General features: G+C 35.2%; 14 protein-coding genes. 13 read left to right on the forward strand and 1 reads right to left on the reverse strand.

The genetic code is table 11. The features are described from left to right. Nucleotides 1-19 precede the first annotated feature (19 nt). The 13 genes from nusB (at nt 20) to ACLRVU_RS02350 (ending at nt 13,209) form a co-directional block, all read left to right on the forward strand. A complete protein-coding gene (nusB, locus tag ACLRVU_RS02290; protein ID WP_147548747.1) occupies nt 20-424 on the forward strand; it encodes a transcription antitermination factor NusB in 405 nt (134 codons plus the stop codon). Next, a complete protein-coding gene (gene xseA / locus ACLRVU_RS02295; RefSeq protein ID WP_147548749.1) occupies nt 424-1,743 on the forward strand; it encodes an exodeoxyribonuclease VII large subunit in 1,320 nt (439 codons plus the stop codon). The genes nusB and xseA overlap by 1 nt, the downstream gene beginning before the upstream one ends. Before the next feature lie 4 nt (nt 1,744-1,747). Continuing rightward, nucleotides 1,748-1,948 (forward strand): exodeoxyribonuclease VII small subunit, encoded by a 201-nt coding sequence (gene xseB, locus ACLRVU_RS02300; protein WP_147548751.1) that lies wholly within the window; start codon nt 1,748-1,750, stop codon nt 1,946-1,948. A 4-nt stretch (nt 1,949-1,952) separates the two neighbouring features. Beyond that, entirely contained in the window at nt 1,953-2,801 is an 849-nt protein-coding gene (locus ACLRVU_RS02305) for a polyprenyl synthetase family protein (protein ID WP_412890511.1), read from the forward strand. Further along, entirely contained in the window at nt 2,801-4,663 is a 1,863-nt protein-coding gene (dxs, locus tag ACLRVU_RS02310) for a 1-deoxy-D-xylulose-5-phosphate synthase (protein WP_412890512.1), read from the forward strand. Before ACLRVU_RS02305 ends, dxs begins: the two co-directional genes overlap by 1 nt. After that, nucleotides 4,663-5,463: a TlyA family RNA methyltransferase gene (locus ACLRVU_RS02315; protein ID WP_412890513.1), complete on the forward strand. Its 801-nt coding sequence runs from the start codon at nt 4,663-4,665 to the stop codon at nt 5,461-5,463. The genes dxs and ACLRVU_RS02315 overlap by 1 nt, the downstream gene beginning before the upstream one ends. Before the next feature lie 10 nt (nt 5,464-5,473). Beyond that, complete coding sequence (gene recN / locus ACLRVU_RS02320; RefSeq protein WP_412890514.1) at nt 5,474-7,138, forward strand: DNA repair protein RecN; 1,665 nt, start codon at nt 5,474-5,476, stop codon at nt 7,136-7,138. 60 nt (nt 7,139-7,198) lie between these two features. After that, nucleotides 7,199-8,200: a SpoIVB peptidase S55 domain-containing protein gene (locus ACLRVU_RS02325; protein ID WP_412890515.1), complete on the forward strand. Its 1,002-nt coding sequence runs from the start codon at nt 7,199-7,201 to the stop codon at nt 8,198-8,200. 213 nt (nt 8,201-8,413) lie between these two features. After that, a complete protein-coding gene (gene spo0A, locus ACLRVU_RS02330) occupies nt 8,414-9,229 on the forward strand; it encodes a sporulation transcription factor Spo0A (protein WP_041139286.1) in 816 nt (271 codons plus the stop codon). Further along, nucleotides 9,229-10,437 carry a DNA polymerase IV gene (locus tag ACLRVU_RS02335; protein WP_412890516.1) on the forward strand — a complete coding sequence of 403 codons (1,209 nt, stop codon included), beginning with the start codon at nt 9,229-9,231 and terminating at the stop codon, nt 10,435-10,437. The genes spo0A and ACLRVU_RS02335 overlap by 1 nt, the downstream gene beginning before the upstream one ends. A 39-nt stretch (nt 10,438-10,476) precedes the next feature. After that, complete coding sequence (locus ACLRVU_RS02340; RefSeq protein WP_412890517.1) at nt 10,477-11,031, forward strand: hypothetical protein; 555 nt, start codon at nt 10,477-10,479, stop codon at nt 11,029-11,031. Between the two features lie 74 nt (nt 11,032-11,105). Beyond that, a complete protein-coding gene (gene xerD / locus ACLRVU_RS02345) occupies nt 11,106-12,035 on the forward strand; it encodes a site-specific tyrosine recombinase XerD (RefSeq protein ID WP_412890518.1) in 930 nt (309 codons plus the stop codon). Beyond that, nucleotides 12,028-13,209, forward strand: coding sequence for a phosphopentomutase (locus ACLRVU_RS02350; RefSeq protein WP_412890519.1), 1,182 nt, complete (start codon nt 12,028-12,030; stop codon nt 13,207-13,209). Before xerD ends, ACLRVU_RS02350 begins: the two co-directional genes overlap by 8 nt. Before the next feature lie 24 nt (nt 13,210-13,233). On the opposite strand, the gene ACLRVU_RS02355 is transcribed toward ACLRVU_RS02350, so the two are convergent. Continuing rightward, on the reverse strand, nt 13,234-13,548 hold the full coding sequence (locus tag ACLRVU_RS02355; RefSeq protein WP_412890520.1) for a Dabb family protein: 315 nt from the start codon (nt 13,546-13,548) through the stop codon (nt 13,234-13,236). Between the last annotated feature and the right edge of the window lie 17 nt (nt 13,549-13,565).

Consider the following 13,565-nt stretch of genomic DNA (forward strand, 5'->3'; position numbering starts at 1 on the left):
ATATTGGAGGATTTTAGGAATGGCTAAAACACGTCGTCAAATAGCTAGAGAAACAGCAATGATTGCAATTTATCAATATTTGCTTGTAGATCATAGTTTAGAAGAGATTGAAACATATATATCAGAAAATAAAACAATCATGGAAGATGAAGCAACGTACACTTTTTGCAAGACGCTGATTGATACAACTTTATTAAATTTAGATCAGTATCGCAATGAAATTTCAAAGCATCTGAAAAAAGGATGGACATGGGAACGTTTAAGTAAGATGGAACAGGCAATTCTTCTAGTAGCAACATCTGAAATGTTGGATTCTGATCTAGCTAAAGGGGTTATCATTAATGAAGCTATTTTAATAGCGAAAACTTATTGTGATGAAGAGTCATATAAGTATATTAATGGTGTACTGCACTCACTGATTTAATGGAACAGCGTTATTTAACAGTCAGTGCCTTAAATAATTATTTAAAAGCAAAATTAGATCAGGATGTACATCTGCAAAAAATATTTCTGCAAGGGGAAATTTCTAACTTAAAATTACATAGTTCAGGGCATTATTATTTTACCTTAAAAGATGAAAAATCAAGAATTAATGCTGTGATGTTTTCAAGTTATGTTCAAAAGTTGAAGATTCGTTTAGAAAACGGAATGAAAGTATTGATTGTCGGCAGTATTTCTGTATATGTGGCAGCCGGTAATTTTCAGCTGTATGTTTATCATGTGGAGCTAGATGGCATAGGAAATCTCTATATTCAATTTGAACAGTTAAAAAAGAAATTATATAATGAAGGATTGTTTGATGATACACACAAGAAAACAATTCCTGTGTATCCAGAAGAAATAGGAATTATCACCGCTTACCCAAGTGCGGCTTTAGAAGATATTTTGCGTACTGTGCATAATCGGTTCCCACTAGTTAAAATCAAACTGTTTCCAACATTGGTTCAGGGAGAAACTGCCTATCTAAATATCATTGATTGTTTAAAGCAAGCAGATTCCATGAAACTGGATGTTCTTATCTTAGCTCGTGGAGGAGGTTCTTTGGAAGATTTGTGGAATTTTAATAATGAAGAATTAGTACGAACCGTTTATATGTGTCAAACTCCACTGATCAGCGGGGTAGGACATGAAGTAGATACGACATTGGTGGATTATGTAGCGGATCTGCGTGCGGCAACGCCAACGGCGGCGGCAACGGCAGCGGTTCCCGATTTAAATGAATTACTGATGCAAAATGATGCGACAATGGATTATCTTCAAACATTGATGATGCACCAGTTAGAAAATACGAAAACAAAACTAAGTCATCTCAGTCAGCACCCATGTTTAAAAGAACCGCAAAGAATGATCGCTAAGCAACAAGAAAAAGCAGCGATGCATGCCATCTTTTTAAAACAGCAGATGACATTAATTTTAAGGCAATACCGCTATCTGCTCAGTCAGCAGGATCAAAAAATTCTGCCGATGACACAGCAGTTTATTCAAAAGCAATATTACACGATTGAACAGCAGACTCAGCAGATGCAATATGCCTTAGTGCAGAAAATGAATACAAAAAAACAAAACTTTAGGCAGCTTTTAGAACAATTACAGCTGTTAAGTCCGTTAAATATTTTAAAAAGAGGCTATGCCATTGTTGAAACGAATGGGCATGTCATTGATAGCATTCAGCAAGTTAAAGCGAATGATGAAATTGCCATACGTTTAAGTGATGGCACGATTAAAGCCACTGTAAAGGAGTAAGAGTATGGCAGAGATTACATTAGAAGAAGCAATGAAACGATTAGATGAAATCGTAAAAATATTAGAGAAGAATGAAGAACCTTTAGAAGAATCTATTAAGTTGTTTCAAGAGGGAATGGATCTCTCTAAATTATGCAATGATAAACTGACACATTTTGAAAAACAAGTCGTAGAAATTATTGGTAGTAAAGAAAGTCAGGATTAAACCGATGGAAAAAATGAAAAAACAAATAGATAACTATTTGGCTCATGCTTTAGATTCACTAAAAGATGGACCGGTTAAAGAAGCAATGTATTATTCTTTGTTAGCACCGGGAAAACGTTTGCGACCTATTTTGTTTTTAAAAGTGCTGCAAGCCTATGGCATTGATTATTCAGCTTACATAGATATTGCCTGCAGTGTTGAAATGGTGCATACCTATTCTTTAATTCATGATGATTTGCCAGCAATGGATGATGACGATCTGCGTCGCGGTCGAAAAACCTGCCATAAGCAGTTTGATGAAGCTACTGCTATTTTAGCGGGAGATGCATTATTAACGCAAGCTTTCAGTATTCTAAGCCAAGCTAATATAGGAGACAATAAAAAAATACATTGCATTCAAATTTTAGCTGAAGCAAGCGGACAAGATGGGATGATTTACGGACAACAAGAAGATCTCCGCTTTGAAAATAAGCAGGCAACGATAGAAGAACTTATCAATATTCATACCCATAAGACAGGCAAACTGATCACAGCGCCTTTATTGATGGCTGCAGAAATCGTTGCTCCTATACAGAAGGATGTTTTTCTTGAATTAGGAGAGACGATTGGCTTGGCTTATCAGATTCAAGATGATATTTTAGATGTGACCGGTGATGAAGCTGTTATTGGTAAAAAAGTAGGCAGTGACATCGAAAATAATAAATCAACGTATGTTTCATTATTAGGACTAGAAGCATCGCAAGAATTAGTGAAAGACTATTTTAAAAAGGCATTGGAGTGCATTTACAAATTAAAAATTAACCATGGCATTATGATTGAAGTCGTTCAGGCTATTTTGAAAAGGGTGAAATAATGGACATTTCAAAGATTAAAGATCCTCATTTTTTAAAGAATTTAACTACCGAACAGCTAGAAAGCTTAGCCGGTGATATTCGCCACTTTATCATTAACAGTGTCGCTAAAACTGGGGGGCATCTTTCAAGTAATTTAGGCATCATTGAATTGACGATCGCTTTGCATTATGTTTTTGATGCACCGGAAGATAAGATTTTCTTTGATGTTGGACATCAAAGCTATACACATAAAATTTTAACGGGCAGAGCCGATCGCTTTGATACATTAAGACAGTTAGGTGGGTTATCCGGATTTCAAAAATGCTGTGAAAGCGAATATGATGCATGGGAAGCAGGTCATTCCTCAACCGCTTTATCAGCAGCAGTAGGAATGGCAATGGCACGTGATTTAGATGAAGAACAATATGAAATTATTCCCGTTATCGGAGATGCTGCAATGGTTGGGGGAGCTTCTTTAGAAGCATTGAATCATTTAGGTTCTACCCATTCTAAAGTGATTATTATATTAAATGACAATCAGATGTCTATTTCAAAAAATGTGGGCGGAGTTAACAACTTTCTTTCTGAATTACGTACGTCAATGGCATATAATAAAGCTAAACAGGAATATAAAGAAATGCTGTCACACATTCCTTTAGGAAAACCGTTATATAAAGTATCTTCTGCAGTAAAAGAATCGATCAAAAAGAATTTGATTGATGATACGATTTTTACTGAATTTGGTGTAGATTATTTAGGACCGATCGATGGTCATGATTTTAAAGATCTGATTCGCGCACTGAATAAAGCCAAGGATTCTTCCGGAAGTATCGTTGTTCATGTGCTGACTAAAAAAGGGAAAGGTTATCCATTCGCTGAAAATGATGTTGAAGGGAAGTGGCATGGCATCAGTCCTTTTGATATTACAACCGGGGAAAGCTTGAAAAAAGCAAAAGAAAATGAAGTAAGCTGGTCAGAAATTGTATCCGAACAGGTTTATAAAGCAATGGCTTTTGATCAAGAAATAGTCGCTATTACTCCGGCTATGATCTCCGGTTCAAGAATGGAGAAAATATTCCGTGATTATCCAAAGCGTTCCTTTGATGTAGGTATTGCGGAACAGCATGCCGTCACTTTCGCCTGTGGTCTTGCGAAAGCGGGTAAAAAACCATTTATCTCTGTTTATTCCTCTTTTCTGCAACGTGCTTATGATCAAATCAATCATGATGCTGCCAGAATGAAACTGCCTTTGTTGATTTCAGTAGATCGCGCCGGATTTGTAGGAGAAGACGGAGAAACTCATCATGGAGTTTTTGACATTGGTTTTTTAATGGCTGTCCCTAATCTAGTTATTTTTACACCAAGCAATGCACAAGAAGCGAAAGAATTTATCAATACCGCTTTTCATTTATCAGATCGTCCATATATTATCCGTATATCAAAGCAAATGACAAAAAATCAGGATGTATTAGTTAATCATTATTTGAAAATCGGAACATGGACCACTCCTTTATCACAAGATAATGCGAAAGTGGCAGTTTTGACTTATGATGATAAAGTTCAAAGAGTAATCCAGCATATTAAAGCGAATAATTATAATGTAGATGTGATTAATGCACGTTTCTTAAAACCGATGGATGAAGCAATGCTGCAAAGAATTGCGCAAAAGTATGAACATTTAATTATTTATGAAACAGATATGAAGAATGCTTCTTTAGGGCTTTATATCAATGAATATTTTAATGATCATCATTTGGTGATAGATACAGTACATTTAGCGATTGATGATCACTATACGCCGCAAGGAAAGATTGACCAATTGCTTGAATTAGAGAATCTGGATATGAAAAACTTAGATATCCATTTAAAGAAGGTATTATAATGAAAAAAGAACGAATAGATGTATTATTAGTAGAAAAGGGATTCTTTGATTCGCGTGAAAAAGCTAAGCGAGCAGTGATGGCGGGGATCGTTTATGATGATCATGACCGAATTGATAAACCGGGAACTAAAATTGACATCGAATCTAATCTATATGTCAAAGGACAAAAACTTAAATATGTATCGCGCGGCGGTTTAAAACTGGAAAAAGCAATTGAAGTGTACCAGCTGGATTTAAAAGACAAGATTATGCTGGATATTGGCTCTTCTACAGGAGGATTTAGTGATTGCGGACTTCAAAATGGCATTAAACTGGTCTATGCGTTAGATGTAGGGACAAATCAGCTGGTATGGCAATTACGAAACGATCCCCGTGTTGTTGTGATGGAACAGACTAACTTTCGTTATGTGGAGATTGAACGTTTTGAATTTGGTCGACCGGATTTTTGTTCCATTGATGTTTCCTTTATTTCTTTAAAGCATATTTTCCCAAAACTGTCTGAAATTATAAAGGAAGATGGACAAGTTGTTGCTTTGATCAAGCCACAGTTTGAGGCTGGCAAGGAGCAAGTTGGTAAAAAAGGAATTATCAAGGACCCGGCGGTTCATCTTGATGTATTAGAAAAAGTTTTAGGCTATGCGAATGAAGAAGGATTTAAAATGACAGGACTTACGTATTCACCAATCACAGGTGGACAGGGAAATGTGGAATTTCTAGCTTTATTTGAAAAGGGCGAGCAAACAGAAAAATTTAATTTTAAAGAAGTGGTGACAGAGGCGTCAGATTATTTTGGAAAGTAGGTGAACTTAAATGATCCAGGAATTATTGATCAAAAACTTTGCGATTATTGCTGAAAGCAGAATTACATTTAATGATGGAATGACTGTTTTAACGGGAGAAACCGGGGCAGGTAAATCCATTATTATTGATGCAATCGGACAGTTGTTGGGCGATCGTGCCAACACTGCATTTATTAAAAATGGCGAAGAAAAAGCTTTTATTGAAGCTATATTGGACATCTCTAATAATGATGCTGTTTTAAGCGTGCTGAAAGAGGCAAATATTGATAATGAAGATGATAACTTATATGTATCAAAAGAATTGCTGAGCAATGGAAAAAGTATTTGTAAGATTAATTATCGTACAGTTCCGGCTTCATTGCTGAAACAGATCGTTCCTTTAGCGATTGATATTCATTCTCAGTTTGATAATACAGAGTTGTTGAACAATAAGCATTACCTTGACATTTTAGATCATTACTGCGGTGGCGGTTTATACTCCCTTTTAGAACAATATAAAAAAAGTTTTCAGGCTTATTGTGATACTTTGTCTAAAAAGAAAAGCTTAGAAAACGAAGAAGAGAATTATGAGCAGATGGACTTCTATCAAAGTCAGCTGGATGAAATCAATCAATTTGATTTTGAAAACGAATCGGTAGAAGAATTGGAAAAAGAAAAACTACAGCTGCAAAACTTTGAGAAAGTACAAAAAAGCATTAATGTCTTTCGTCAGTATATTCAGCAGGATGAAGGTGCTTTATCTAAGTTTTATTTGGGAATCAAGGCATTGGATGATATTGCAGATCTTGAAGAGTTTGAAGCACTGTATAACGAATTGTATGATTTATATTACAAAAGCGAAGATGTTTCCGAAAAAATCATGGATACCTATTATGCGTTGGATTTTGATGAATATCGTTTTAACGAAGTTCAGGATCTGTTGTTTACGATACAGCGATTAAAGAGAAAATATGGTCCGTCTGTAGAAATGGTCTTAGAAAAAAAGAAAGAAATAGAAGATAAAATTCAATTTTTGAATAATCGTGAACAAGTTTTGTCAGAATTGGATAAACTCATTTTAGAACAAAAGGAAAAATGTATAAAACTTGCGGATAAACTACACACTATTAGAGAAAAAGCGGCAAAAGATATCTCTAAGAAAATAACGCAGGAACTACACTTGCTGTATATGGAGCATGCCCGTTTTGAAGTGCAGGTACAAGTTGGTGAATTATCAAAAAGCGGTCACGATAAGATTGAATTTATGATTACGACGAATTTAGGACAGCCGATGCATCCCGTTTCTGAAGTGGCTTCCGGCGGTGAATTATCGCGTATTATGCTGGCTTTAAAAACGATCTTACTCGATCAGACTTCCATTTCAACAATCATTTTTGATGAAGTGGATACGGGCGTCAGCGGAAAAGTTGCCTATGCGATCGGACAAAAAATGAAGCGAATCGCTAAAAACAAGCAGGTGCTTTGTATTACACATTTACCGCAAGTTGCGAGCTTTGCCGATTGTCATCTGTATGTTTCTAAATACATTCAAAATAAAGATACTAAAACAAAAGTATCAGTGTTAAATCGGGAAGAACGTATCGAAGAAATCGCTAAAATGCTTTCAGGGGATATGATTAGTCAAGAAGCCTTAAAACAGGCACAAACGCTTTTAGCACAAGTTGCAGCTTTATAGCATGAAGCTGCTTTTTTATTCCATAATAACATTGTAGCTTTGCTACAGAGGATGATGAGCTTGGTTAAAAAGTTGTTAAAGTTTGCAATTGTACTCTCCATGCTTTGTTTGACAACCATTTCCGCTTTTGCTGCCACAGTGATCTGTGGTGGAGATTCTGTTGGGATTGCGCTGGCATATGACGGCGTGCTAGTCACAGGCACCTATGATTATGCAGTTGATTCTCAGACAGTCAATCCGGTGAATAACGATATCCATCCCGGAGATTTGATTACCCATATCAATGGGAATAAAGTCGAAAATATTTCTTTATTAGCCAATGAAATTCAAACTGCTATCGAAAGCAACAAATCAACAGTCCTCTCGATCACTCGAAACAATGAATCGCTACAAAGAACATTGAATGTAAACTACGACCAAGCGACTGGGACATTTAAGACGGGTTTATATGTGAAAGATTCTACAATTGGAATTGGCACAATGACCTATTATGATCCTCAAAATCACACATTTGCATCTTTAGGGCATTCTTTAAGTGATCAAGATTTTGATTTGCAGTTTGCTAAAGGGACCGTCTTTGAATCTTATGTAAAAGATGTTGTTAAAAACAGCTCTTCTAAAACAGGTGAAAAAATCGCTGTGGTGGAAGATGATAAGGTTCTAGGAGAAGTGGTCTACAATAACGAAATAGGGGTCTATGGCTATTATTATGGGACGATGGACGGTGAGACGATGGAAACAGCGTCAATCAGTGAAACAACACTTGGAACTGCCTATTTATTGACCGTTATTGATGGTCAAAATGTACAGAAGGTAGAAATCGAGATTACTGAATTAAAGCCGCAGGCGGAAGCTGGACAAAAAGGAATATGCTTTAAAGTCACAGATCCGTCATTCTTAGAAAAAACAAATGGTGTTATTCAGGGAATGAGCGGTTCTCCAATCTTACAAAACGGCAAGATTATCGGAGCAGTATCTCATGTAAACGGGAAAGATCAAAAAGTTGGATATGGTGTCTACATCGAATGGATGCTTCAGGTCAGTGATCAGATGAAGCAATAATAAAGGGCAGAAAATGCCCTTTATTATTTATTATTCCAACAAGAAGTGACAAAGCAAAGATGAATTTGTCGAAATAATACATGTATGCAATACATTTTTAAAGATTATTGAAATATTTTAAAAATTTTACAAAGAAAATATTTATTTTACTCGAAAAAGGATATATACTAGACCTTGCCGATAGTTTAGGAACTCTAAATAGGAGAAACTAAAATGAATACGATTAAAACACTCATTGCACAAGACAACGTTGCATTAACTGAACAAATCATTTCAAAATTTTCTGAAACTAAGATTTTGAATTTGATCGACACAGCCGCTAATGGAAATGAATGTTTGGACAAGTTAAACAGAAAACATTATGATTTATTAATCATCGATTTAATGCTTTCTGGTATTGATGGGCTTGTCGTCTTAAAAGAGTATTTTACTTCAAAGAATTATAATCCAAATATAAAAATTGTCTGCTTATCAGACTTTATGTCTGACATGATGTCACAAATGCTGAACGCATATAACGTCCATTATTGTTTTAGAAAACCATTGGATTTAAATTATTTTGTTAAATCTATCAATGAAATTGTAAATTTTCAAAACGATGACTTGTCACGTCTAGGCAATGACGAATTGGAAAAGTATCAAAAAGTAAAACTGGAAAATGAAATCACAGAAATCTTACATGAAGTAGGCATTCCAGCTCATATTAAAGGCTATATGTATCTTCGTTCTTCTATTATGGAAACTTATTACAATCCAGATATTTTAGGACAGGTAACAAAAGTTTTATATCCTGATATTGCCAGAATGTATAACACTACTTCTTCAAGAGTAGAAAGAGCTATCCGCCACGCAATCGAGGTAGCATGGAATAGGGGGAATACTGATGCAATTGATGAAATCTTCGGATATACAGTATCAGCAACTAAATCTAAGCCAACTAATTCAGAGTTTATTGCAATGATCTCAGATAAATTAAGATTGGCACATAAAACAAAAACAACTGCAGTAGGAATGAATCGTTTTCAATAATGCCGATTATCTTCCATATTGATCTTAATTCATTCTATGCAAGCTGCGAAATTGCAAGAAATCCTTCACTTGCCGATAAGCCTGTCGTGATTGCCGGAAATTCACGTCGTGGAGTGATCACGACAGCGTCCTATAGCGCAAGAAAATATGGAGTTCATTCTGCAATGCCCTTATTCCAAGCTCAAAAGCTTTGTAAACATCTTGTGATTTTACCAGTGGATATGAATTACTATAAATCAATATCGGAACAGTTCTTTAAAATTATTGCTCATTATACATCGGAATTTGAAATAGCAAGTATTGATGAATGCTATGTAGATGTAACAGATATCGTATACGAGTATGAAAATGCGATCGAATTGGCTAGTCAGATTCAAAAACAGGTGATGGATACATTACATATTGGCTGTTCGATCGGTATTTCTCATAATCGTTTTTTATCTAAAATGGGAAGTGATTTAAAAAAACCGAATGGTATTACGGTACTTACCAAAACGAATATTCAGTCTTTTCTATGGCCGTTGCCGGTAGGGACAATCCATGGCATCGGTAAAAAGACCGCTGTAAAATTAAATCAACATGGGATTATCACGATCGGTGATTTTGCCAGTAAAGAAAACTATGACATTATTAAGCAATATTTAGGAAAGAATGCACTGCTTTTTTATAATCGTGCTAACGGAAATGATGCCGTTAAATTAAACAGTGCTCACAATCAGCTGCAGTCCGTTGGAAATTCTACCACTTTAGAAAAAGACACTAGTGATGTTGATGTCATTAAAGAACATTTGAAACGGTTGTCAATGCAGGTTTCACAGCGGGCAAAAAAACGTGATTTAATTTCTAATAATGTAACGATTACTTTAAAATATACGCGCGAACTCAGCATTAATCGAACCTATCGCCTAGAAACCGCAACCAATGATTTTGATATTATCTATGAGACGGCTTTGCTTTTGTTTGATCTTAACTATGATGATCAGCCGATTCGTTTAGCAGGAGTCAGTTTAAGCAACGTCATCGCTCGAAAAGATTATTCAAAACAGCTTTCTCTTTTTAATTACGAGGAAGAAAAAATTGAAGACTCCAAAACCGATGAAGTGATTCGTTCGATTCAACAGCAGCTGCCAAATTCGGTTAAGCTGACAAAAGCCTCAAAATTGTTAAGTCAGACAAATCATCAAAAAAAATATATCGATGAAGAATAAAAAAACATGCGTATTCATACTATAAATTGAGGTGATACTATGAATACAGCAATATCGAAGCATTTTAACCATTACCAGTATATTTATCTTTTTATGATAATTTTATTTGGCGGTGGTTTTTTTCTTGGTCTGACAATGAAACTTTTACATCAGCCAATGATCCTTTTTCAAACCACGTACATTAACCATTTAATCACTTTAGATAATATTAAAAATTATATGTATCTAATCCTATTTATTTATATTTTACTTATTTTTAATTCCCTGCATGTCTTAGGTGTCATTACTTTTGGTGCCTTTATCTTTCTGTACGGCATACATAACGGTGTCTATTTATATAGTTTATGTTCGCAGTTTCAGCATGTTTTTGGCTTTATTATAGATTTAGTTTTTCTTTTGATGCAGTGGGGAAGTGTAGCTGTTTTACTTGTAGGCTGCATCGAAATTGCCATCAATATTTTTGCGGTCACATTTGTTTTTAAAGAAGCCATCCGCCCCTCTGAAATTCTGCATCAGTATTTAAACTACGGATTTATTTCGATTTTTATCTTTTTCATCAGCATCATATTTAAAACATATATGATGAAGCTATAGCAATAATCAAAAAATTATTAGCATAATAGTTGGTCGAACATTTAAACAATGCTATAATTTAAAATGGTGATAACATGAAGTATAGCATTGATGAAGCAATCAGCGAATATAAGCAGTATATTCGAATTGAAAAGGGATTATCCAATCAAAGTGTTGCTTCTTATATGACGGAACTGAAAAAGTTTAGGGAATATTTTATTAAAAAGAAAGAAATCAGGGAAATCAGCAAGAACGATATATTGGATTATTTCAGTTATTTAAACGAGCAGGCTTTAAAAAAAAGAACGATTTCACATAATGCTTCAACGCTGAATAATTTTTTTAAATTTTGCATGCGTGAAGGGATTTTGGAGATTGATCCGATGGTCAGTATAAAATTTCCAAAGTTAGATAAAGATCTTCCGGTTGTATTAAACGAGCAGGAAGTAGAAGATCTGATGAATGTCGCTTATGCTAAGGCAAGAGAAAATGCGTTGTATTATCGTGATTTTTGCATGTTGGAATTGATGTATGCCGCTGGGCTCAGAATCAGTGAATTAGTCAATTTAACAATCAACGATTTGCATTTAACAATGAATCTTATTCGTTGTTTTGGGAAGGGATCAAAAGAGAGAATGGTTCCGATTGCCGATTATATGATTGAGATACTCAATGAATATATGCAGGATTATCGTCCTTTGTTAATGAAAGGTCATGATTCAAACTATTTATTCCTAAACTACAAGGGACAGTCGCTTTCACGTCAGTCATTTTGGAAAATGATTAAACAAAATGCGTTGCAGGCAAATATTAAAAAGAATATTACGCCCCATACACTAAGGCATAGTTTTGCCACCCATCTGTTAAATCATGGCGCGGATTTGCGTTCTATTCAAGAGATGTTAGGACATTCCAACATCTCAACTACCACCATCTATACTCATGTTACAAATCAAAAAATGATCGATGAATATAAAAAATTTCATCCCCGCAGTAAGCAACAGGAGGAAAAGGAAAATGTATAAGTATAAACGGATATTTACAATTGTATTGGATTCACTGGGGATAGGAAACGCAAAAGATGCTGAATCTTATGGGGATCAGGGAACGAACACATTAAAACATATTTGTGATCAATATCCGCAGATCGAAGTTCCTAACCTTGAAGGATTAGGACTGGGTGAATTAGGTGACTTTAACGGGATTTATAAATTACCTGGATATTTTGGGACTGTTGGTAAATTAAACGAGATAAGCAATGGCAAAGATACTATGACCGGTCATTATGAATTGATGGGATTAAAAGTGGAAAAGCCATTTAAAACCTTTACGGAAACAGGATTTCCTGAAGCTTTTATTAAAGAATTTGAAGAAAAAACAGGTTATAAAACGATTGGTAATATTGCTGCCAGCGGAACTGAAATCATAGACTTGTTTGGTGAACAACAAATTAAAAACAAAGAACTGATTGTCTATACATCTGCGGATTCCGTATTTCAGATTGCCGCTCACGAAAAATACATTGGGCTAGATGAATTATATCGCTGCTGTAAAATTGCTCGTGAATTGCTTTTAAAGGATGAATGGAAGGTTGGGCGTGTTATTGCAAGACCGTTTATCGGAGAGAAAAAAGGAGAGTTCCAGCGTACATCCAATCGCCATGATTGGGCTTTAGAACCTTTTGATCGTACGGTTTTAAATATTTTGAAAGATAATGGGCTGGATGTTATCGCCATTGGAAAAATCAATGATATTTTCTGCGGTCAGGGCGTTACTAAAGCGATTATGACAAAAAGCAATGAAGATGGCATGGATAAGACAATTGCCCTTGCACAAACTGATTTTACAGGTTTGGCGTTTATCAATTTAGTTGATTTTGATTCTCTATACGGTCATCGTCGTGATCCAATTGGTTATGGAAAAGCCTTAGAGAGATTTGATCAGCAGCTAAATGATCTTATGTATCAGCTAAACGAAGATGATCTGCTGATTATCACAGCGGATCATGGTAATGACCCTACATTCAAAGGCAGTGATCATACACGTGAACAAGTGCCGTTAATACTTTATTCAAAGAAATTAAAAGGAAATCAGAATCTTGGAGATTTAGATAGCTTTGCCACAGTAGGTGCGACTATTGCAGATAACTTTAATTGTCAGCTGCCGCTCATTGGAAATTCCATCTTAAATCTATTATAAAAAGACTTTTACAAGTCTTTTTTTCTAATCTTTAATTTTATAGTCAATGCAGACACGTGATTCACGTAGTGGCGCTATATATTGTCCAAAGGCAACATGACTTGGATGAACCTGGTATTGATTTAAATCCTCCATCGTTTGGAAGGTTGAAACGAGGATATAATCATAATTATCCTTTACAGCTTGTTCATCGTTAAAATAAACATCTAATGAAACAACCTGTTTAATTTCATCTTTTAGCTTCAGCATTCTTTCTTTTGCTTCTAAAAGGTTTTCTTGCTTGCTTTTTCCATTGGCTTCTTCTTTAAATTTAAACATTACAATATGCTGTATCATCATCAATTCCTCCTTTAAAC

The sequence above is a fragment of the Beduini sp. genome, assembly GCF_047239305.1.
Classification (GTDB): domain Bacteria; phylum Bacillota_I; class Bacilli_A; order Erysipelotrichales; family Coprobacillaceae; genus Beduini.